This is a genomic window from Verrucosispora sp. TAA-831 (genome assembly GCF_050780145.1).
Lineage (GTDB): Bacteria > Actinomycetota > Actinomycetes > Mycobacteriales > Micromonosporaceae > Micromonospora.
This window is the reverse complement of sequence record NZ_CP192240.1, coordinates 5861191-5883053: the sequence shown is the minus strand read 5'-3', so window position 1 is coordinate 5883053 and position 21863 is coordinate 5861191. Positions and strand designations below refer to the sequence as shown.

General features: G+C 72.3%; 17 protein-coding genes and 1 pseudogene. 11 read left to right on the top strand and 7 right to left on the bottom strand.

Going from position 1 to position 21863, the window contains the following annotated elements:
- Nucleotides 1-92: 92 nt before the first annotated feature.
- The 3 genes from ACQVFL_RS26100 to ACQVFL_RS26090 form a co-directional block, all read right to left on the bottom strand.
- Nucleotides 93-1187 (bottom strand): sugar ABC transporter substrate-binding protein, encoded by a 1095-nt coding sequence (locus ACQVFL_RS26100; RefSeq protein ID WP_396690356.1) that lies wholly within the window; start codon nucleotides 1185-1187, stop codon nucleotides 93-95.
- 197 nt (nucleotides 1188-1384) lie between these two features.
- Nucleotides 1385-1864, bottom strand: coding sequence for a Cys-tRNA(Pro) deacylase (gene ybaK / locus ACQVFL_RS26095; RefSeq protein ID WP_396690358.1), 480 nt, complete (start codon nucleotides 1862-1864; stop codon nucleotides 1385-1387).
- Between the two features lie 96 nt (nucleotides 1865-1960).
- Nucleotides 1961-3205: a THUMP-like domain-containing protein gene (locus ACQVFL_RS26090; RefSeq protein ID WP_396690360.1), complete on the bottom strand. Its 1245-nt coding sequence runs from the start codon at nucleotides 3203-3205 to the stop codon at nucleotides 1961-1963.
- A 691-nt stretch (nucleotides 3206-3896) separates the two neighbouring features.
- Between ACQVFL_RS26090 and groES the strand changes: the two genes are divergently transcribed.
- The 3 genes from groES to ACQVFL_RS26075 all read left to right on the top strand — a co-directional run bounded on the left by groES (nucleotide 3897) and on the right by ACQVFL_RS26075 (nucleotide 7697).
- A complete protein-coding gene (gene groES, locus ACQVFL_RS26085; protein ID WP_089155197.1) occupies nucleotides 3897-4211 on the top strand; it encodes a co-chaperone GroES in 315 nt (104 codons plus the stop codon).
- A 70-nt stretch (nucleotides 4212-4281) separates the two neighbouring features.
- Complete coding sequence (gene groL / locus ACQVFL_RS26080) at nucleotides 4282-5931, top strand: chaperonin GroEL (RefSeq protein ID WP_431727801.1); 1650 nt, start codon at nucleotides 4282-4284, stop codon at nucleotides 5929-5931.
- 119 nt (nucleotides 5932-6050) lie between these two features.
- Nucleotides 6051-7697 (top strand): molybdopterin-dependent oxidoreductase, encoded by a 1647-nt coding sequence (locus ACQVFL_RS26075; protein WP_431727800.1) that lies wholly within the window; start codon nucleotides 6051-6053, stop codon nucleotides 7695-7697.
- Nucleotides 7698-7754: 57 nt separating this feature from the next.
- On the opposite strand, the gene ACQVFL_RS26070 is transcribed toward ACQVFL_RS26075, so the two are convergent.
- Nucleotides 7755-8141 carry a WhiB family transcriptional regulator gene (locus tag ACQVFL_RS26070; RefSeq protein ID WP_396690365.1) on the bottom strand — a complete coding sequence of 129 codons (387 nt, stop codon included), beginning with the start codon at nucleotides 8139-8141 and terminating at the stop codon, nucleotides 7755-7757.
- Between the two features lie 254 nt (nucleotides 8142-8395).
- Here ACQVFL_RS26070 and ACQVFL_RS26065 point away from each other — a divergent pair, with 254 nt between their 5' ends.
- Nucleotides 8396-9193 (top strand): response regulator transcription factor, encoded by a 798-nt coding sequence (locus ACQVFL_RS26065; protein ID WP_431727799.1) that lies wholly within the window; start codon nucleotides 8396-8398, stop codon nucleotides 9191-9193.
- A gap of 107 nt (nucleotides 9194-9300) precedes the next feature.
- Here ACQVFL_RS26065 and ACQVFL_RS26060 read toward each other — a convergent pair whose 3' ends face one another.
- On the bottom strand, nucleotides 9301-9711 hold the full coding sequence (locus ACQVFL_RS26060) for a DUF5319 domain-containing protein (protein ID WP_396690369.1): 411 nt from the start codon (nucleotides 9709-9711) through the stop codon (nucleotides 9301-9303).
- A gap of 220 nt (nucleotides 9712-9931) precedes the next feature.
- On the opposite strand from ACQVFL_RS26060, the gene guaB reads away from it, so the two are divergent.
- From guaB to ACQVFL_RS26045, 3 genes are all read left to right on the top strand, one after another.
- A complete protein-coding gene (guaB, locus tag ACQVFL_RS26055) occupies nucleotides 9932-11494 on the top strand; it encodes an IMP dehydrogenase (protein ID WP_396690371.1) in 1563 nt (520 codons plus the stop codon).
- 37 nt (nucleotides 11495-11531) lie between these two features.
- Complete coding sequence (locus ACQVFL_RS26050; protein WP_117226169.1) at nucleotides 11532-12650, top strand: GuaB3 family IMP dehydrogenase-related protein; 1119 nt, start codon at nucleotides 11532-11534, stop codon at nucleotides 12648-12650.
- Nucleotides 12651-12782: 132 nt separating this feature from the next.
- Nucleotides 12783-14201 (top strand): M1 family metallopeptidase, encoded by a 1419-nt coding sequence (locus tag ACQVFL_RS26045; protein ID WP_431727798.1) that lies wholly within the window; start codon nucleotides 12783-12785, stop codon nucleotides 14199-14201.
- A 40-nt stretch (nucleotides 14202-14241) separates the two neighbouring features.
- On the opposite strand, the gene ACQVFL_RS26040 is transcribed toward ACQVFL_RS26045, so the two are convergent.
- A complete protein-coding gene (locus ACQVFL_RS26040; protein WP_396690375.1) occupies nucleotides 14242-15354 on the bottom strand; it encodes an LCP family protein in 1113 nt (370 codons plus the stop codon).
- Nucleotides 15355-15536: 182 nt separating this feature from the next.
- Between ACQVFL_RS26040 and ACQVFL_RS26035 the strand changes: the two genes are divergently transcribed.
- On the top strand, nucleotides 15537-17231 hold the full coding sequence (locus ACQVFL_RS26035) for an FAD-dependent oxidoreductase (RefSeq protein WP_431727797.1): 1695 nt from the start codon (nucleotides 15537-15539) through the stop codon (nucleotides 17229-17231).
- 100 nt (nucleotides 17232-17331) lie between these two features.
- Nucleotides 17332-18888 carry a glutamine-hydrolyzing GMP synthase gene (guaA, locus tag ACQVFL_RS26030; RefSeq protein WP_396690379.1) on the top strand — a complete coding sequence of 519 codons (1557 nt, stop codon included), beginning with the start codon at nucleotides 17332-17334 and terminating at the stop codon, nucleotides 18886-18888.
- A gap of 262 nt (nucleotides 18889-19150) precedes the next feature.
- On the opposite strand, the pseudogene ACQVFL_RS26025 reads toward guaA, so the two are convergent.
- Nucleotides 19151-19486: pseudogene (locus tag ACQVFL_RS26025) on the bottom strand (PspC domain-containing protein); the annotation flags it as partial.
- A gap of 144 nt (nucleotides 19487-19630) precedes the next feature.
- On the opposite strand from ACQVFL_RS26025, the gene ACQVFL_RS26020 reads away from it, so the two are divergent.
- On the top strand, nucleotides 19631-20578 hold the full coding sequence (locus ACQVFL_RS26020; protein ID WP_431727796.1) for an NUDIX domain-containing protein: 948 nt from the start codon (nucleotides 19631-19633) through the stop codon (nucleotides 20576-20578).
- A 94-nt stretch (nucleotides 20579-20672) separates the two neighbouring features.
- Complete coding sequence (locus tag ACQVFL_RS26015) at nucleotides 20673-21578, top strand: NUDIX hydrolase (protein WP_431727795.1); 906 nt, start codon at nucleotides 20673-20675, stop codon at nucleotides 21576-21578.
- Nucleotides 21579-21863: the final 285 nt, after the last annotated feature.

The window sequence follows — 21863 nt, the reverse complement described above, 5'->3', positions numbered from 1 at the left end:
TTAGGCACGGAGGGAGATCGGGGCCCGTCCAGCGGCGTCGCGCCGCCCGGCACGGGGTTGCCGTGCCGGGCGGCGACGCCTAGGCGGGTGGGTCAGCTGATGCCCGCTTCGGTGCAGAGCTTGGCGAAGTCGGCGGTGCAGACCTCTTCCTTGGTCACGTAGCCGTCGGCGATGACGTCCTTGACGTTCTCCTTGAAGATCGCCTTCGGGGTGAGCAGGACGCTGGCCACGTCCCGACCGCTCTCCGGGTCCTTGACCGTCTGGCCGGTCTCCTTGCGCTCGCCCTTGGCCAGCGCGATGGCCAGCTCGGCGGCGGCGTCCGCCTCCTGCTTGACCGCCTTGTAGACGGTCATGCACTGGTCACCGGCGAGGATGTTCTGCAGACCCTGCGGGTCGGCGTCCTGGCCGGTCACCGGGACCTTGCCGTTGAGGTTGTTCTTCTTGAGCACCGAGATGGCGGCGTTGCCCAGGCCGTCGTTCGCGCTCAGCACGCCGTCGATCTTGCCGCCGGCCTTGGTGAGCTGCTGCTCGAAGATGGTGGCGGCCTGCGCGTTGTCCCAGTCCGGCACCGAGTCGTCGGCGGCCTGGGTGTACTCGCCCGAGTCGAACTTCGGCTTGAGGATCGAGTCGTACCCGTTCTTGAACAGGGTCGCGTTGTTGTCGGTCGGCGAGCCGTTCAGGTACGCGATCGCCGGCTTCTCCACCTTGGCGTCGGTGAGGCACTTGACGAGGCCCTCGCCCTGGAGCTTGCCGACCGCCTCGTTGTCGAAGCTGACGTAGTACTCCGCCGAGCCACCGAGGGTGAGGCGGTCGTAGTCGATCGTGGCGACGCCCTGCGACTTGGCCTTGTCGAGCACGGCCTTGCCGGTGCCGGAGTCCAGGTTGACGATCATCAGCGCGGTGACGCCGCTGGTGATCATCTGGTCGGCGATGGTCTGGAAGGCGTTCTTGTCACCCTGGGCGTTCTGGATGTCGTACTGAACGTTGGCGGCTTTGAACGCCTCCTCCAGGAACTTACGGTCCGCGCTCTCCCACCGGACCGAGGACTTGCTGTCCGGCAGGATCACCCCGATCTTCGGGGTCTTGTCGGAACCGGCCTGGTCGCCGCCGGAGTCGTCGCCGCAGGCCGTCAGGGAGCCGAGGGTCAGGAGACCCACGGCGCCGACGGCGAGGAAGCCCTTGCGCATCTGCAGGGTCCTTTCGAGGGTGGGGGAAGGTATCGGTGTTTGTTTTGTTGTGTCCGGCAACGTATTGCGCCCCACCCGTCAGCACAAGAGCGCGATGGCGATGAGTTTGTTGTCGGCAGTAACAATTCAGCAACGCCGAGGACACCCGCCCGGTACGCGGCCGGACCGCGACGGGTGAGTGCGCAGGTGGGGTGTTGTCAGCCGGTGGTCAGCGCGGCGGTGCGGGCCTCGGTCAGCGTCACGAGATCCGTGGGCGCCAACTCCACCTGGAGACCCCGGCGACCGGCCGACACGTACACGGTCGGATGGGCCAGGGCGGAGCCGTCGACCACCGTGGGGAGCCGCCTGCGTTGGCCGAGCGGGCTGATGCCGCCCCGCACGTACCCGGTGGCGCGCTCGGCTACCGCGCGGTCGGCCAGCGCCGCCCGCTTGCCACCCACGGCGGCGGCGAGGGCCTTGAGATCCAACTCGCCGGTGACCGGCACCACCGCCACGGTCAGCGCGCCGTCGACCTCGGTGACCAGCGTCTTGAAGACCCGCTCCGGCGCGACCGCGAGCGCTGCGGCGACCAGCGCGCCGTAGTTGGCGGCGTCCGGCGAGACGTCGTACGGATGGGTGCGGTGCGTGATCCTCCGCTTCGCCAGCAGCGCGATCGCCGGCGTCCCCCGTCCCGCCATGCCCGTCAACCTAGTCCGCCGACCGTCCGGCAGGCCAGCGGCGGGTCCGGTGTGGCCGCCGCCGGGCGGATGCTGGCCGTGCGGTGATCCGGCGGGTCAGGTCACCGGCTGGCAGACCAGCACCGTCGGGGCGTCGGCGACCCGGGTCAGCACCAGGCTGGCCGACTGGTCACCGGCCAGCCGCAGGTCCCGGCGGAGCCGTTCCGGTTCCAGCGCGGAGCCCCGCTTGAGGATCTCGACCCGGCCGACCCGACGTTCCCGCAGCAGTGCCCGCAGCCGCTTGAGCGAGAACGCCAGCACGTCCGTCACCTCCAGGCAGCGGGCGTACGGGGTGGGGGTGGCCCGGTCGGCGTAGAGGTAGGCGATGCTCGGGTCGGCCAGCGAGGCGTCCAGGTCTTCGGCCAACTCGGCGACCAGGTGCGCCCGCACCACCGCCGAGTCCGGGTCGTAGACGAACCTGCGTACCGGCCCGACCGGCGCCTGCGCCGTCCCCTGTCCGATGAGCTGATGCACGCGCGGCCCGTCGCCGAGATGTAAGGAGGGGACCCCTGCTATGCACGAGGCGTTAGTAGGGGGCCCTTCCTTACAAAGGGTCGCGCGGCGGGGGTGTTCGGCGAGCGGGCCACACCAGAGGGCCGCCTCCACCAGGTCGCCGTCGACGCCGACCCACTCGGCCTCGGCACCGGCCGGGATCAGCGCGTGGTCGATCCCCGGTGCCACCTTGACCACCGTGCGCGGCACCCGTTCGGCGAGCCCGACGACGAAGTCCCAGGGCGGCGAGTACGCGTTCGGGTCGAAGATCCGGCGACCGGTGCCGGCCCGGCGGCGGGCCGGATCGCAGAAGACCGCGTCGACCCGGGTCACGTCGACGGTGGTCGCGTCGGCGCACTCCACCGAGACGAGGTCGGCCACCCCGGCGGCGTGCGCGTTCGCCTCGGCGAGCGCGGCGGTGAGCGGGTCGGCCTCCACGGCGTACACCCGGATGCCGGCGCGGGCGGCGGCCAGCGCGTCCGCGCCCAAACCGCAGCCCAGGTCCGCCAGGGTGCCCACCCCGGCGGCCCGCAGTCGTCGGGCCCGACGGTCCGCGACGATCCGTCGGGTGGCCTGCTCCAGGCCGGGCCGGGTGAAGAACATGCCGCTTGCCTCCGGCCCGAACTTGCCGGTGGCGCGGCGGCGCAACTCCGCCTGGGTCAGTGCCGTGGCCGCCAGTCCGGGCGGCACCCCGGCCGCGCGGAGCGTGGCCGCCGCGTGCAGTGGGTCACCGCCGGCGACCCGCCCCGCCGCGTCGAGCGCCGCCGACCCCTCGTCGGTACGCAACACGGCGAACTGCTCCACATCCACCCGCCCATTGTTCCGACCCGCCCCCGACACCGGCCCGCCCGCCCCCGCCCTGCGCTGTCCGGTTCATGATCGTGCTCGATCCGTGTTCGAGTGGTCTCGCAGTCGCCTGGATGCCACTCGAACCTGGATCGAGCGTGACCTTGACGGCGTTCGCGGCATCCCGCCCACCGTCGATCACGCAGCAGCCCGCCCATCGCCCCGTCGATGCGGCGGCTCGCACCGTCGCTCCGCCGATCATGGACTCATGGCTCACGCAAATGCCCATATCGCGGCGTTTCGTCGACCACAACTCCATGATCGACGAGGCGACGGGCGACGGGCGACGGGGCGGCGGGGTGGCGGGAAGGCGGGACCGGCGACGGGGTGCATCGCGGCTGGTGGAGCGCCGATTACGGCAGCGTGTGGTGTGGGTGGTGACGAAGGCGTGCCGGGCGGCCGGGGTGAAGGCGGGCGTAAGGCAAGAGTGGCGACACGAGGTGGTGGGTTGGCACTCTCCTTGACGGAGTGCTAGCCGAGGAATAACCTGCGATTAGCACTCTCACCCTGAGGGTGCCAACGTCCGGGCCCTGGTGCCCGGGGGTTGAACGCCAGGCGGACCGGCACCCGCGACGACGGCCCCGCCCGGTGGCATGTGGCAATTGACGCCGGTCGGCATGCCGACCGGTAACGAAACCAAGTACCCCAGGAGGGTATGCCCGTGACTACCGCGACCAAGGTTGCGATCAAGCCGCTCGAGGACCGCATCGTGGTCCAGGCGAACGAGGCCGAGACCACCACCGCCTCGGGCATCGTGATCCCCGACACCGCCAAGGAGAAGCCGCAGGAGGGCACCGTCCTCGCTGTCGGCCCGGGCCGGATCGACGACAAGGGCAACCGCGTGCCGATCGACGTCTCCGTCGGCGACACCGTCCTCTACTCGAAGTACGGCGGCACCGAGGTCAAGTACGCCGGCGAGGAGTACCTGGTGCTCTCCGCCCGCGACGTCCTCGCGGTCATCGAGAAGTAACCAACCGATCAGTGACGTTGCCCCGGTCCGGCTCGCCGGGCCGGGGCAACCTCGCGTCGAAGGGACATTCATGGCGAAGATCCTGAGCTTCTCGGACGACGCCCGGCACCTGCTGGAGCACGGTGTCAACGCGCTCGCGGACGCGGTCAAGGTCACCCTCGGGCCGCGCGGGCGCAACGTCGTCCTGGACAAGAAATTCGGTGCGCCGACGATCACCAACGATGGTGTGACCATCGCCAAGGAGATCGAGCTCACCAACCCGTACGAGAACCTCGGTGCGCAGTTGGTCAAGGAGGTGGCGACCAAGACCAACGACGTCGCCGGCGACGGGACCACCACCGCGACCGTGCTGGCCCAGGCCATGGTCCGCGAGGGTCTGCGCAACGTCACCGCGGGTACCAACCCGGCCGGTCTCAAGCGGGGCATCGACGCGGCCTCCGCGAAGGTCTCCGAGGCGCTGCTCGGCAAGGCCGTCGAGGTCTCCGACAAGAAGGCCGTGGCGCACGTGGCGACGGTCTCCGCGCAGGACTCCACCATCGGTGAGCTGATCGCCGAGGCGATGGAGCGGGTCGGCCGCGACGGTGTGATCACCGTCGAGGAGGGCTCCGCCCTGCACACCGAGCTGGACGTGACCGAGGGTCTCCAGTTCGACAAGGGCTTCATCTCGCCGAACTTCGTCACCGACGTGGAGTCGCAGGAGTCCGTCCTGGAGGACGCGTACATCCTGATCACCACGCAGAAGATCTCGGCGATCGAGGAGCTGCTGCCGCTGCTGGAGAAGGTCCTCCAGAACAACAAGCCGCTGCTGATCATCGCCGAGGACGTCGAGGGTCAGGCCCTGTCCACCCTGGTGGTCAACGCGATCCGCAAGACCCTCAAGGTCTGCGCGGTCAAGGCGCCCGGCTTCGGCGACCGCCGCAAGGCGATGCTCCAGGACATGGCGGTCCTGACCGGTGCCGAGCTGGTCGCGCCCGAGCTGGGCTACAAGCTCGACCAGGTCGGCCTGGAGGTGCTGGGCACCGCCCGGCGCATCGTGGTCGACAAGGAGAACACCACGATCGTCGACGGTGGCGGGCAGGCCACCGAGGTCACCGACCGGGTCGCGCAGATCCGCAAGGAGATCGAGGCCTCGGACTCCGAGTGGGACCGGGAGAAGCTCGCCGAGCGGCTGGCCAAGCTCTCCGGCGGCATCGCGGTGGTCAAGGTCGGCGCGGCCACCGAGGTCGAGATGAAGGAGCGCAAGCACCGCATTGAGGACGCCATCGCCGCGACCAAGGCAGCGGTCGAGGAGGGTACGGTCCCCGGTGGCGGTGCCGCCCTGGCCCAGATCCTGCCGGTGCTCGACGACGACCTGGGCTTCACCGGTGACGAGAAGGTCGGCGTCTCGATCGTGCGCAAGGCGCTCGTCGAGCCGCTGCGGTGGATCGCCCAGAACGCCGGCCACGACGGGTACGTGGTGGTGCAGAGGGTCGTCGCCGCCGAGTGGGGCACCGGCCTGGACGCCGCCACCGACGAGTACGTCGACCTGGCCAAGGCCGGCATCATCGACCCGGTCAAGGTGACCCGTAACGCCGTCACCAACGCCGCGTCGATCGCCGGTCTGCTGCTCACCACCGAGAGCCTCGTGGTGGAGAAGCCGAAGGAGCCGGAGCCCGCCGCGGGCGGTCACGGTCACGGTCACGGCCACGGTCACGGCCACCAGCACGGCCCGGGTTTCTGACCCGAAGAGATCCGGACGCGGGGCGCATCGTCGACGACGGTGCGCCCCGCGCGTTCCGGCCCGGTCACGCCGCGTCGAGGTGACTACCGGTCGGGCGTACGGTCGGAAACACTGGACCGGTGAGCAGTACGACACCCCGGTACGCCGCCCTCGCCGGTGTCGCCGCCGCAGCGGCGGCCATCGGTGCCGCCGAAGTGGTGGCGGTGCTGACCGGTCCCCGCTCCGCCCCGCTGGTGGCGGTGGGTGGGCTGGTCGTGGACGCCGCCCCCGAGCCGATGAAGCGGTTCGGCATCGCGGTCTTCGGCACGTACGACAAGATCGCCCTGCTGGTCGGGACGGCGGTGCTGCTGGCCGCCTTCGCCGCCCTGCTGGGCGTGCTGGCCGTACGCCGTCTGGTGGTCGGTCTGGCCGGCATCGCGGCGTTCGCCGCGCTCGGCGCCGGCGCGGCGCTGACCCGGGCCGGTGCGCAGGGCGTGGACGTGCTGCCGTCGCTGGTCGGCGCTCTGGTCGGCGGCGTGACGCTCTGGGCGTTCGTCGCCGGTCCGCTGGAACTCGATCCATGGCCCTGGTCCCCGCCGACCGAACAGCGTCCACCCGGCCCGGACGAAGCCGGACCGCCGCACGCACCCGGCCCGGACGAAGCCGGGCCGCGGCATTCGCCCGTGCCGGACGGGGCGGGGTCGCGGCGGCGTACCGATCCGGAGTCGCGGCGGCGGTTCCTCACCGGCGTCGGCGGGGTGCTCGGGGTGGCGGTCGTCGGCGGTGCGGCCGGGCGGTGGTGGTCCGGTCGACGCGGTGTCGCCGACGCACGGGCGGCGATCACGCTGCCCGCCCCGGTCTCCGCCGCGCCGCCGCTGCCCGCCGGGGTCGACCTGGAGGTGCCGGGCCTGGCGGGCTACGTCACGGAGAACCGACGCTTCTACCGCATCGACACCGCGCTGGTGGTGCCGCAGGTGGATCCCGAGACGTGGCGGCTGCGCATCCACGGTCGGGTGCGCAATCCGGTGACGCTGAGCTTCGCGGACCTGTTGGCCCGACCGATGGTGGAGCGGTACGTCACGCTGGCCTGCGTCTCCAACGAGGTCGGCGGCGACCTGATCGGCAACGCGCGGTGGCTCGGCGTACCGATCCGGGAACTGCTCGACGAGGTGCAGCCGCTCGACGGCGCGGACCAGGTGGTGGGGCGCTCGGTGGACGGCTGGACCTGCGGTACCCCGACGGCGGTGCTGCGGGACGGGCGGGACGCGTTGCTCGCCGTGGGCATGAACGGCGAACCGCTGCCGGTGGCGCACGGCTTTCCCGCCCGGATGGTGGTGCCCGGTCTCTACGGCTACGTGTCGGCGTGCAAGTGGATCACCGAGCTGGAGCTGACCAGCTTCGCCGACTTCGACGCGTACTGGGTGCCTCGGGGCTGGTCGGCCGAGGGGCCGGTGAAGACGCAGTCGCGGATCGACACGCCCCGTCCGCGCCACCGTCCGGCCGCCGGCCCGGTCACCGTGGCCGGGGTGGCGTGGGCGCAGCACCGGGGCGTACGGCGGGTCGAGGTACGCGTCGACGGCGGGCCGTGGCAGGAGGCGGAGTTGGCGCCGACCGCCTCGGTGGACACCTGGGTGCAGTGGTCGTGGCGGTGGACGGCGACGCCCGGCGAGCACACGCTCCAGGTCCGCGCGACGGACAGTACCGGTGAGACGCAGACCGGTCAGCGGCAGGCGGTGGCACCGGACGGCGCGACCGGCTGGCACTCGGTCACCCTGACGGTCGAGTGACGCACAGACCGACGCCGCGCTTCCGGGGGGCGGGAGCGCGGCGTCGGGGGCGTTCGGTCAGGCGACGTTGCGTTGGGGCGGCGGCAGGGTCGACTTGTGGGAGCTGCCCAGCCGGGCCTCCAGCCGGTTGACGTCCACCCGGCTCTGCCGACGGTCGGCGAGGTCCTCCCAGCCGACCGCGAGCAGGCGCAGGCGCTCCGACTCGCTGAACCCACCCCAGACGCCGTACGGCTCCCGCACCGCCAGCGCGTGTGCGGCGCACTCGGCCCGGACCGGGCAGGCGCGGCAGACGTTCTTGGCGGAGGACTCGCGCCGCAGCCGGGAGGATCCACGCTCACCGTCGGGGTGGAAGAACTGGGCGCTGTCGCGGCCACGGCAGGAGCCGAGCCGCTGCCAGTCCCACAGGTCGATGATGGGTCCGGGCAGTCTACGTACGTTCGACATCTGCACCCCTCCTCTCGCGCGGCACCGCGAGATACTTCGTGGCCGGTTGTCCGGGCGGCGGGCCGCGCAGGCGCACCGTTCCCGGCCTGAGCCCCTCGGTACCCAGCCCTCTCTCGGCTCACACGTGTGTGATCCAAAACCTTTGGCGAATTGGGGCATATGCCCTATCTGTCGGAAAAGTTGGAAGAGTTGCCGGGAACCTCCTCCCGACCCCACCCCGTCATGGTCTGCTCGTGTGCGGAAGGGAGATCACAGTGCGTACGGTTCTCGTGTGCGTTCGGACGCCGCTCGCGGCGCAGCACCTGACCTCCGCGGCGGCGCGGTTGGGACTGTCGGGTGCGGTCCGGACGGCGGTCTCCGATCCGGAGGTGATGCTGCGGCTCGCCGAGCGCCCCGCCGACGTGGTGCTCGCCGACACCGCCATCACCCGGCCCGACAGCGCCGGGTTCGTCCGTCGGGTCCTGGCCCGCGCGCCGCAGGCCAGCGTGCTGCTGCTCGGCGCGGAGGAGTCCGAGGCGGCGGCGGCCACCATCAGCGCCGGTGCGCGCGGCCTGATCCAGGGCGTCGACCACGATCTCACCAGCGCGGTCGCCAAGGCGTTGCTGCTGCTGGCGGCCTCCGGCCGGGCCAACCGTCCCCGGATCGCCGACCCGGCCCGGGACACCGCCGCCGTCGGCGGCCCCGGCCGTCCGGCCCCGGGCGCCCGGCCCACCACCGGTGAGGCCGCGTCGGCCTGGCCGGGCAGTGACGCCGCCGGTGGCCCGGCGATGGTGCCGGTGCAGCGGGGCGACGACCCGGCCGAGCCGGAGGCCGCCGAGACTGGCACGGCCGCTCCGGCGCGGGTCGACCGGTCCACCGTCGGCCTGACCGAACGGGAACTCCAGGTGCTGCTCGGCATGGCCGAGGGCAAGAGCAACGCCGAGATCGGCCGCGAGCTGTTCGTCTCCGAGGACACCGTGAAGACCCACGCCCGGCGGTTGTTCCGCAAGCTGGGCGCCCGGGACCGGGCACACGCGGTGGCCGCCGGCTTCCGGGCGGGTCTGGTCGCCTGACACCGGCCGGTAAGGAGGGGCCCCCTGCTAACGCCTGGTGTATAGGAAGGGCCCCCTCCTCACCGGTCACCGGACGGCGGCCACGGCCCGGCGGCAGGCGGCGCGGCTCAGTCCCGGCCGGGGGAGTCGTCCTCGGTGCCCTCGCTGAGGGTGTCGTGCACGCCGTCGGCGTATCCCCGGGCGTAGTCCCAGGTGACGTAGTGGTCCGGGTCGGGATCGTAGGCCGGCTCGTGCACCCGGGGGCGGCCCGAGCTGAGCAGGTGACGCAGGTTGCCCCGGAGCAGGTCCCAGTCGAAGTAGTGCGGTTCCCGGCAGTCCTCACACTCGATGACCAGCCCGCGTACGCCGATCGGCGCCAGCAGCGCCTGGTAGATCTCCAGATCGGCGAGGTCTTCCAGCACGTCCTGGCGTTCGACGTCGGTCAGCGGATCGAGCGGGGCGTCGCGACCGGGGCCGTCCAGATCGGCCGACGGGTCGGTCGGATCGCCGGTGAACGGGTCGATGGGCTCGTCGTGCACCCCCTCACCGTAGACCCAAGGCACGTCGGACGCCTGTCCCCCTTCGCGCAAGCCGACGTACCCCACTGAGGTCGTCTCCGCCTCGCCGCACGGACCGCCGGACGCGGGTGCCGCCCCGGCCACTGGGTACGATGGCCCTGACGCACCCTCGCCCGGCGCTCGCCGGTGCCCACCCGTGCACCTCGCTGAAGCCCCGTTCGACCAGCTCAGGAGAGCAATCGTGGAGAATTCGCCCCGTTCCGACCTTTTCGCTGGCACCGAGGGTGGCGAGCTGGGCGGCCATCTGCCCGAGCTGCCGGCCGGCTCCGCCCGGGTGGTGCCGCTGGGGCTGACCTTCGACGACGTGTTGCTCCAGCCCGGCGAGTCGGACGTGGTGCCGAGCCGGGTGAACACGGTCACTCGACTGACCCGCAACGTGACGCTCTCCATCCCGCTGCTGTCCAGCGCGATGGACACCGTCACCGAGGCGCGGATGGCGATCGCCATGGCCCGCCAGGGCGGCATCGGCGTGCTGCACCGCAACCTCTCCGTCGAGGACCAGGCGCTCCAGGTGGACCTGGTCAAGCGCTCCGAGTCCGGCATGATCACCAACCCGGTGACCGCCAGCCCGGACGACACGCTGCGCGAGGTGGACCAGCTCTGCGGGCGCTACCGCATCTCCGGTGTGCCGGTGGTGGACGGGCAGGGCCAGTTGGTGGGCATCGTCACCAACCGTGACATGCGTTTCGTCTCCGACCCGGCCACGCCGGTGCGCGACATCATGACCCGCGCGCCGCTGGTGACCGCGCCGGTCGGGGTGAGCAAGGACGACGCGCTCGGCCTGCTGCGCCAGCACAAGGTGGAGAAGCTGCCGATCGTCGACGGCTCCGGCAAGCTGCGCGGGCTGATCACGGTGAAGGACTTCACCAAGAGCGAGCAGTACCCGAGCGCCACCAAGGACGACGCCGGCCGACTCCGGGTGGCCGCCGCCATCGGGGTGGGCGAGGACTCGTACAAGCGGGCCCGCGCGCTCGTGGACGCCGGGGTCGACGTGATCATCGTGGACACCGCGCATGGGCACCAGCGGGCCGTGCTGGAGATGGTCAGCCGGCTCAAGAAGGACGTCGCGATCGACATCGTCGGCGGCAACGTGGCGACCTACGCCGGGGCGAAGGCCCTGGTCGACGCCGGTGCCGACGGCGTCAAGGTGGGCGTCGGCCCGGGTGCCATCTGCACCACCCGGATCGTGGCCGGCGTCGGCGTGCCGCAGATCACGGCGATCATGGAAGCCGCCCGGGCGGCCCGCCCGGCCGGCGTGCCGGTGATCGGTGACGGCGGCATCCAGTACTCGGGCGACATCGCCAAGGCGCTGGTCTCCGGTGCCGACACGGTGATGCTCGGCAGCCTGCTGGCCGGCTGCGAGGAGAGCCCGGGTGAGCTGATCTTCGTCAACGGCAAGCAGTTCAAGGCGTACCGCGGGATGGGTTCGCTCGGTGCCATGCAGTCCCGGGGCCAGGCCAAGTCGTACTCCAAGGACCGCTACTTCCAGCAGGACGTGACCAGCGACGAGAAGCTGGTCCCGGAGGGCGTCGAGGGCCAGGTTCCCTACCGTGGGCCGCTCGCCCGGGTGGCCCACCAGCTCGTCGGCGGCCTGCGGCTGGCGATGGGGTACGCGGGCGCGGAGAGCATCGTCGAGCTGCACGAGCGCGGTCAGCTCATCCGGATCACGGCGGCCGGGCTCAAGGAGAGCCACCCGCACGACATCCAGATGACCGTCGAGGCGCCCAACTACCACACCCGCTGACCTCCCCCTCCACCCCCGAAGACAACTGGAGTCCCCAATGCGTGACGTGGTCGAGATCGGGCTGGGCAAGACCGCGCAGCGCGGCTACCACCTGGACGACATCGCGATCGTGCCGAGCCGCCGCACCCGGGACGTCGACGACGTCTCCACCGGGTGGCAGCTCGACGCGTACCAGTTCGGCATCCCCTGTGTCGGGCACCCCTCCGACGCGACGATGAGCCCGGCCTCGGCGGTCCGGCTCGGCGAGCTGGGCGGACTCGGCGTGCTCAACGTCGAGGGGCTGTGGACGCGGTACGAGAACCCGGCCAAGGTGCTGGAGGAACTGGCCGACCTCGGCGAGGACGCCCGCGCCACCAAGCGCCTCCAGGAGGTGTACGCCGAGCCGATCCGGCCCGACCTGATCACCGAGCGGGTCCGCGAGCTGCGCGAGGGCGGCAGCACGGTGGCCGTCCGGGTGTCCCCCCAGCACACCCTGGCGTTGGCTCCGGTCATCCTCGACGCGGGCGTCGACCTCCTGGTCATCCAGGGCACGATCGTCTCGGCCGAGCACGTCTCGACCACCGACGAACCGCTCAACCTCAAGGAGTTCATCGCCGACCTGGACCTGCCGGTCATCGTCGGCGGCTGCACCGACTACAAGACCGCGCTGCACCTGATGCGGACCGGTGCGGCGGGCGTGATCGTCGGCATCGGCGGGGACGAGTGGTCCACCACCGAGTCGGTGCTCGGCATCCGGGTGCCGATGGCCACCGCGATCGCCGACGCCGCGGCGGCCCGCCGGGACTACCTGGACGAGACCGGCGGCCGGTACGTGCACCTGATCGCCGACGGCGACATCCGTACCTCGGGTGACATCGCCAAGGCGCTCGGCTGCGGCGCGGACGCGGTGATGCTCGGCGAGCCGTTGTCGCTCTGCGCGGAGGCGCCGGCGGGTGGGGCCTGGTGGCACTCGGCGGCCAGCCACCCGTCGCTGCCCCGGGGCGCGTTCGAGGTCGCCGGTGAGCCGCTGGGCTCGATGGAGCGCCTGCTGTTCGGCCCCGCCGACGAGCCGGACGGCCAGCTCAACCTCTTCGGCGGCCTGCGCCGGGCCATGGCCAAGTGCGGCTACCGCGACCTCAAGGAGTTCCAGCGCGTCGGCCTGGTTCTCGACCGCTGACGCTCCCTCCCGCCGCGCGCCCGTGGCTGCGTCGATCATGGAGTTGTGGCACCTGACCTGTGCTGATTTCGCCCGGTTCGCCACCGCCACAACTCCATGATCGATCACGTGGGCGGCGGTAGGCTCTGGCGGATGAACAGGGGTGCGGGGCGGCGGTGGCAGGCCGGCGTGGTGGCCGTGGTGGCCGCTGTGGGGCTGGTGAGCTGCACGGGGGAGCGCGACGCGTCGGACCCGGACGGGTTCCGGGCGGGCAGCGTCGACCTGGCCGACCCGTACGTGCCGGGCAGCGGCAACGGCGGATACGACGTGGACCACTACCGGTTGCTGGTGCGCTACGACCCGGCCGACGACCGGCTCACCGGCCGGGCCGAGGTCCGGGCCACCGCCACACACGGGCTGTCCCGCTTCAACCTGGACCTGACCGGGCTGTCGGTCGACACGGTCACCGTGGACGGCGCACCGGCCCAGCACCGGCACGCCGACGGCGAGCTGACCGTCACGCCGCGCCGGGGACTTCCCGAGGGCAGCCGGTTCACCGTCGACGTGACGTACGCCGGTGTGCCGCAGCCGATCGCCGACAACGTGCTGGGCAGCGGCGGCTTCCAGCACACCGACGACGGCGCGATCGCGCTCGGGCAGCCCCACTCGGCGTCGACCTGGTTCCCGGTCAACGACCACCCCTCCGACAAGGCCACGTACGACATCGAGGTGACCGTCCCGGACGGCCTCGCCGCGTTGAGCAACGGGGTGCCGGGGGAGCGGACCAGCGCCGACGGCTGGACCACCTGGCGGTGGGCCGAGCGTTCGCCGATGGCGAGCTACCTGACCACGCTGGTGATCGGTGACTACCGGGTCGAGACCGGCACCCACGGCGGCAAGCCGCTGGTCACCGCCGTACCGACCGGGATGCCCGCCACCGGCCCGCAGGCACGGTCCCTGGCCCGCACCGGTGAGATCGCCGACTTCCTGGCCGGCCGGTTCGGGCCGTACCCGTTCGAGGCGTACGGCGGGGTGGTGGTCGACGACAGCCGCATCGGGTATGCGCTGGAGACGCAGTCCCGGCCGGTCTACGGGCCGGGCTTCTTCCGCGACGGTGAACCGAACTACGCGGTGGTCGCGCACGAGCTGGCCCACCAGTGGTTCGGCAACAGCGTGGCGCTGGCCCGCTGGGGCGACATCTGGCTCAACGAGGGCTTCGCCAGCTATGCCGAGTGGCTGTGGGCGGAACACGACGGTGGACGTACCGCCCAGCGCAGCTTCGAACTCCAGTACGCCGACACCGACTGGTCGCGGCCCACGCTCGACCCCGGTCCGGGCCAGATGTTCAGCACCGCCGTCTACAAGCGCGGGGCGCTGGTGGTGCACGCGTTGCGTCGTACCGTGGGCGACGACGCCTTCTTCGAGATCCTCCGCTCCTGGACCACGGAACGCCGGGACGGCACCGCCACCACCAGCGACTTCGTCGCGCTGGCCGAGCGGGTCTCCGGGCGGTCGCTGGGTAGCTTCTTCGACACCTGGCTCACCGGCACCACCCCACCCGGCCTGCCCTGACCGCCCGGTCCCGGCCGCTCCACCGCGGGACGGGCACCGCTCACTGCGGCACGACGAGTGTCGGGTGCTCGGCGAGGTAGGCGTCCGCCCGCCCGGCGCGCAGCGCGGTCAGGAACCGGCGACCGACGGTGGTCAGTTCCTCGCCCCGGTACGCGCCACCCCGGCCGACCGACGCCCCGGGCAGGCCGACCAGCGTGAGCGTCTCCGGTGACAGCGTGCCGAGCGCGTACGCGAACTCAACGATCCGCCGCCCGCCGACATAGACCATGGCGTCACCGAGGGCGGCGACCACCTGCTCGACGCGCTGTGGTTGCTGGGCCAGGTCGTCGGCGAGGATCCCGCCGATCAGCGCGCGGACGAGTTGCTGCTGGTGGCGCTGCCGGGTGTAGTCGCCGCCGGGCAGGTAGCGCTGGCGCGCGTAGTCCAGCGCCTGCCAGCCGTTGAGGTGCCGGTCGCCCGGCTCGTAGACCATCCTCGGCCCGACGTAGCCGCCCACACCCGGGCCCGGTTGACGGTGCTTGCCGTCCGGCTGGCGGTGCCGGGAGACGACCCGCTGGTCGACCCGGATGTCCACCCCGCCGAGGCTGTCCACCAGCTTGTCGAAGCCGCCGAAGGTGAGCACCGCGCCCGCGTCGATGCGCAGTCCGGTGTACTCGCTGACGGTGCGGCGCAGCAGCTCGTACCCCTGGGCCGGGTCGGGCTTGTTCGGCCGCCCCGGCACCCGGCTGCCGTTGCTCATCGCGTGGGTGAGCTTGGTCCGCCCACCCCGGTAGTCGGCGGCCGGGAACGCCGGGATGTCCACCAGCAGGTCACGGGGGAGCGAGAAGAGGTACCCCCGGGACAACCCGGCCGGCACGTGCAGCACCAGGACGGCGTCGGCGTTCGGCTGCCAGCCGGGCACGCTGACCCGGGTGTCGATGCCGACCAGCAGCAGGTTGAGCGGGCCGGTGATGTCGGCGCCGGGTGGGGGCGTACTCGGGACGGGGCTGGGCGACGGGCTCGGCGAGGTGGCGACGTCGGTGGGCGCGGCGCTCGGCGCACGGTCCTCGCCGACCGTCTTGGCCACCACCACCGCGCCGACGGCCACCACCGCCACCGTGACCAGACCGGCCAGCGCCAGTGTCAGTCGTCTCCGGTCTCCTCCGAGCGCCATCCCCCGCCTCCTCCTACGATGCCGGGCCGCCGCCGCGCGGCGGGCCGGGTTGCCACCGACCGGTCCGCAGGCGTCCGGGACGGCGTCGTGGCACGCGTCGGCCGCACGGTGGTCGGGTGCGCTGCATGATGGCGCGAGAACGCCGCCTGGCGCGAGATCTACTCACGAGTAATGATGCGTGCATGCGGTACGACGTGGTCGTGATCGGGTCCGGCTTCGGCGGCAGCGTCGCCGCGCTGCGGCTGGCCGAGAAGGGGTACTCGGTCGGTGTGCTGGAGGCGGGCCGACGGTTCGCCGACGACGAGTTCCCCCGGACCTCGTGGCGGCTGCGGCGGTTCCTCTGGGCACCCCGGCTGGGCTGCCTCGGCCTGCAACGCCTCACCCTGCTGCGGGCCGCCGAGCGGCGACGTGGCGGCGGAGTGCTGGTGCTGTCCGGAGCCGGTGTCGGCGGCGGGTCGCTGGTCTACGCCAACACGCTCTACGAGCCGCCGGCCGCGTTCTACGACGATCCCCAGTGGCGCGACGTCACGGACTGGCGCGCCGAACTGGCCCCGCACTACGCCCAGGCGAAGCGGATGCTCGGGGTGACCACGTATCCGCTGGTGACCCCGGCGGACCGGGTGATGCGGCGGGTGGCCGGGCGGATGGGGGTGGGACACACCGTGCACGCCACCCCGGTCGGCGTGCACATCGGGCGGCCCGGCCAGTCGGTCGCCGACCCGTACTTCGGGGGTGCCGGTCCCGCCCGCACCGGCTGCACGCACTGCGGCGCCTGCCTGACCGGCTGCCGCCACGGGGCGAAGAACACGCTGGTCAAGAACTATCTCTGGTTGGCCGAGCGGCTCGGTGTCCGGGTACACCCGTTGACCACGGTGACCGCGGTCCGGCCGGTCGAGGGCGGCTACCGGGTGCACACCGAGCGCAGCGGTGCCTGGCTGCGGCGGCGTCGGCAGGTGATCGACGCCGATCAGGTGGTCTTCGCCGCCGGGGCGCTGGGCACCCAGCGGTTGCTGCACGGGATGCGGGCAGTGGGCGCGCTGCCCGGACTCTCACCCCGACTCGGCGAGCTGACCCGCACCAACTCGGAGGCGATCCTCGGCGCCTCGATGTCCCGTCGGCAGGCCCGGGCGCGCGGGGTCGACCTCACCGAGGGGGTGGCGATCACCAGTTCGTTCCACCCCGACCCGCAGACCCACGTCGAGCCGGTCCGGTACGGGCGGGGCGCGAACGCGATGGGGCTGCTCCAGACGCTGCTGGTCGAGGGCGGGCCGCATCGGGTCCGCCGCTGGCTGGGGCAACTCGTCCGGCATCCCGGCCGGGCCGCGCGGATGCTCTCCGTACGCGGCTGGTCGCAACGCACCGTGATCGCACTGGTGATGCAATCGGTCGACAACTCACTGACCACCCGGTGGCGGCGCGGACCGTTCGGCGGCCGGCTGGTCTCCGGCCCCGGCCACGGCGCGCCGAACCCGACCTGGATCCCGGCCGGCCATCGGGCCGCCCGGCTGCTGGCGGAGGAGATCGACGGTACGCCGGGCGGCGCGCTGACCGAGCCGTTCGACATCCCGATGACCGCGCACATCCTCGGCGGCGCGGTGATCGGCGCGTCCCCCGCCGACGGGGTGATCGACCCCTACCACCGGATCTTCGGCCACCCGGGGCTGCACGTGCTGGACGGCGCCGCCGTCTCGGCCAACCTCGGGGTCAACCCGTCGCTGACCATCACCGCGCAGGCCGAGCGCGCGACGTCGTTCTGGCCCAACCGGGGCGAGACGGACCCTCGGCCACCGCTCGGCGCGCCGTACCGGCGGCTCGCGGCGGTCCGCCCGCACCGTCCGGCCGTGCCGCCCGGCGCACCCGCAGCGCTGCCGGACTAGGGCGGCCGGTCCTCGCCCCGGTGCCGGTCGGGCGAGGGGTCGGTGGGAGCGTGCAGGGCGCGGCCGGGCTGACCGGTGACTGTCGGTAGGCTTCGTGCACATGAGCCTGCCGCGTCCTGTCCTCGTGGTCGACTTCGGTGCCCAGTACGCCCAACTGATCGCCCGCCGGGTACGCGAGGCGAGGGTCTACTCCGAGATCGTCCCGCACACCATGCCCGTGGCCGAGATGCTGGCTAAGAATCCGGCCGCGATCATCCTCTCCGGCGGCCCGTCCAGCGTCTACGAGCCGGGTGCGCCACAGGTGGACGACGGGTTGTTCACCACCGGTGTGCCGGTCTTCGGCATCTGCTACGGGTTCCAGGCGATGGCCCGTTCGCTCGGCGGCACGGTGGCCCGCACCGGCAACCGTGAGTACGGCGGCACCCCGCTGCGCCCCCGCCTGCTCGACCCGGGTGTGCTGCTCCGCGACCTCCCGGCCGACCTGCCGGTCTGGATGAGCCACGGCGACTGCGTCACCGAGGCGCCGGAGGGCTTCACGGTGACCGCCGAGTCGGCCGGTGCGCCGGTCGCCGCCTTCGAGGACCTGGCCGGTCGACGGGCCGGTGTGCAGTTCCACCCCGAGGTGGGGCACACCGCGCACGGGCAGGAGATGCTGACCCGCTTCCTGTACGAGATCGCCGAGATCGAGCCGACCTGGACTCCCGAGAACATCATCGACGAGCAGGTGGCCCGGATCCGCGAGCAGGTGGGCGACAAGGAGGTCATCTGCGGTCTGAGCGGCGGGGTGGACTCCGCGGTCGCCGCCGCGCTGGTGCACCGGGCCGTCGGTGACCAGCTCACCTGCGTCTTCGTCGACCACGGCCTGCTGCGCGCGGGCGAGGCCGAGCAGGTGGAGAAGGACTACGTCGCCGCCACCGGCATCAAGCTCAAGGTGGTGGACGCCGCCGACCGGTTCCTCGGCGCGCTGGCCGGGGTGGTCGACCCGGAGCAGAAGCGCAAGATCATCGGTCGGGAGTTCATCCGGGTCTTCGAGGCCGCCGCCCGGGAGGTGGCCGCACACGGTGACGTCGAGTTCCTGGTGCAGGGCACCCTCTACCCGGACGTGGTCGAGTCCGGTGGCGGCACCGGCACCGCCAACATCAAGAGCCACCACAACGTCGGCGGGCTCCCCGACGACCTCAAGTTCGCCCTCGTCGAGCCGTTGCGCACGCTGTTCAAGGACGAGGTCCGCACGCTCGGCCTCCAGCTCGGCCTGCCCGAGGCGATGGTCTGGCGGCACCCGTTCCCCGGCCCCGGCCTGGCCATCCGGATCATCGGCGCGGTGGACCGGGAGCGGCTGGACCTGCTGCGCCGGGCCGACTTCATCGCCCGCCAGGAACTCACCGCCGCCGGGCTGGACCGCGACGTCTGGCAGTTCCCGGTGGTGCTGCTGGCCGACGTCCGCAGCGTCGGCGTGCAGGGCGACGGGCGCAGCTACGGTCACCCCGTGGTGCTGCGCCCGGTCTCCAGCGAGGACGCGATGACCGCCGACTGGTCCCGCCTGCCCTACGACGTGATCGCCCGGATCTCCACCCGGATCACCAACGAGGTCGCCGAGGTGAACCGGGTGGTCCTGGACGTCACCAGCAAGCCGCCGGGCACCATCGAGTGGGAGTGACGCCTCAGGAGGTCGGCTTCTCCGACGGCTGAGGCGAGGTCCCGGAAATCGGCTGAGACGAGGTCCCGGAGGTCGGCAGCGGCCCGGTCTCCGGCTCCGGCTCGACGACCAGCGCCGGTCCCGCGTCCGGTGGGGCGGACGCCGGGCGCGGCGCCCGGGGCGTCTCCTGGGCCGCGGAAGCCGGGTACGACGCCTGCGGAGCCTCCTGCGCGGCGGGTGTCGGCTGCGGGGCGTGCGGGGCCGGTGACGCCGCGTGCGGGGTGCCGGCCGGGGCGGTGGGTGCCGCTGCCGGGCCCGGGAAGGGCCAGGCCGGATGCGGTGGACCACCGGCCTGCGGCGGAGCGCCGTGCGGCGCCGCGCCCGCCGGGTGCGGCCAGGCCGGCGCGCCGGCCGGCTCCTCGGGCATCAGGAACCACATGACCGGGTACGCGAGCGCGGCGATCCCGCCGGTCAGCAGCGTGCCGACGGCGAAGGCGACGCGGATCAGGGTGGGGTCGACGGCGAAGTACCGGCCGAGGCCGCTGGCCACACCGGCGATCATCCGGTCGGTGGTCGGACGGCGCAACTGCTTGTACGGGGCCTGCGAAGTGGAAGTCATGACTCCACGGTCCGCGTCGCGGCGCTCATCGACCTCGGTGATGGCCCGGAGCCCTACCCTGACCTATCCCTCAGGGGCGAGTGATCAGTCAGGAATCCGACTCTTTTCCGCAGCGGTAACCGGTCACGGGGAGAATTTGGCTCCGTGACCACCATGCTGGAGCCGCTGCGCAGGATCGCGGCATATGCAGTCTGTGCTGATTCGGTTGACCGAGTGTTGCTGGTCCGCGCATCGGAGCGCTCCGGCACACCCGGCACGTGGTCCCTGCCCGGCGGGGCTGTCGACCACGGCGAGGACCCCCACCACACCGTCGTCCGCGAGACGGCCGCCGAGACCGGGCTGTCCGTGGCCGTGGCGGGCCTCCAGGACGTCCTGGCCGACATGCGTGCCCTGCCCGAGCGGGGCATCACCATCCACACCGACCGGCTGCTCTACCGGGTCTCGGTCCGGGGCGGCTCGTTGACCGACCGGGTCGACCGGCCGACCGACCTGGCCCGCTGGGTGACCCGGGAGGAGGCGCAGCAGCTCCCGCTGCGGTCCTTCACCGCCCGCGCGCTGGGGCTGCCCGCCTCCTCGGCGGACATCGTCCCCGACGAGGCACCGGAGTTCCCCTCCTTCTACGCGGTGCCCGGCCCGGACGGGCTGCACCGGGCGCAGCGCTTCGCCGCGTACGCCGTCGTCACCGATCCGGACGGGCGGGTGCTGCTGACCCGGGTCTCCGACGGCTACCCGGGGGCGGGCTGCTGGCACCTGCCCGGTGGCGGCACGGACTACGGCGAGCAGCCGGGAGCCGCGCTGATCCGGGAACTGGTGGAGGAGACCGGGCAGACCGGACGCCTGGTCGAGCTGCTCGGGGTGGCCAGCCACCGGGACGCCGCCTCGCTCGGCCCCGAGGGCTATCCGATCGACTGGCACGGCGTCCGTGCCTTCTACCGGGTCGTGGTGGACAAGCCCGCCCCGCCCACCGTCTCCGACGTCGGTGGTTCCACCTGCGAGGCACGCTGGTTCGCGCGGGAGGAGTTGGGCGCCCTGCCCTCCGACCGCCTCACCGAGGTCACGGCCGAGGCCGTGCAGGCGGCCCGACTGACCTGACGCCATCCGCCCGACGATCGTGAGGTTGGCGGCGGGCAGCACGGAAACGGCCGTCAACTTCATGATCGATCCTCGCTCGCCTAGGGTCGGGAGCGTGGAACAGGTACGGCGGGTCGGTGCGTACGGAGTGCTGCGGGACGCCGAGCGGCGGGTGCTGCTGGTGCGCGGCTCGACGGAGGCGGACTTCCCCGCGGTGTGGTCGCTGCCCGGCGGCGGTCTGGAGCACGCCGAGCATCCCGCCGACGCGGTGGTCCGCGAGGTCGCCGAGGAGACCGGCCTGGCCGTCGAGGTGGCCGGCCTGCGGGCGGTGGTCGCGGACGTGACGCCGTACCCGGACCTCGGGGTGGCCCTGCACACCGACCGGGTGCTGTTCGACGTGACCCCGGTGGGCGGGCGGCTGCGCGCCGAGCGGTCGGGCAGCACCGACCTCGCCCAGTGGGTCACCCCGGCCGAGGCTTCCGTGCTGCCGCTACTGCCGTTCACCGCCGAGGCGCTCGACCTGCCGGTCGTTCCGTTGCCGCCGGAGGCGCTGCGCCGCACCGCGCCCTTCCCGCCTCCCGAGCCCCGCCGACGACAGCGCTTCGGCGCGTACGGCGTGGTCACCGACCCGGCGGGTCGGGTGCTGCTGTCGTTGATCGCGGACGGCTACCCGGGTGCCGGTCGGTGGCACCTGCCCGGCGGTGGAACGGATCATGGTGAACAGCCGGTCACCGCGCTGCTACGGGAACTGGTCGAGGAGTCCGGACAACTGGGTCGGGTGACCGAGCTGATCGCAGTGGACAATCTGCACAATCCGGCCGCGCTGGGTCCGGAGGGCTATCCGCTGGACTGGCACGGGATCCGCGTCGTCTACCGGGTGCTGGTCGACCTTCCGACCGTTGCGGCGGTGACCGAACTGGCCGGCGGATCCACCGCCGAGGCCGCCTGGTTCACCGTTCCTGAGCTGCGAGAACTCCCGATGACGGAGATCGCCTCGCGGGCGCTCGTCACGCTCGTGTGACGCTCGTCGCGGGCCTGCCCGCGCCCCTGCTCACCAGGCCGGTGATGACCGGCTCCGGTACAGTCGAGGCAGGGCTGACAACCAAAACGGGCAGGAAGTCCCGGGATGGGAACAAGGCGGCGGTTTGCGTAGTTGAGGCAGATATAAGTACCGCCGGTAGCTATCGCCAATCCCCGTCCCCCTATGCAATGGTGTACTCCGCAAAACGGCTGCCGGGTCACAGAGACCCGGCACGAGAGAGCCGGACGCAGGCCCCAGGTGGCGGCCGACGATCCGGTGATGGAG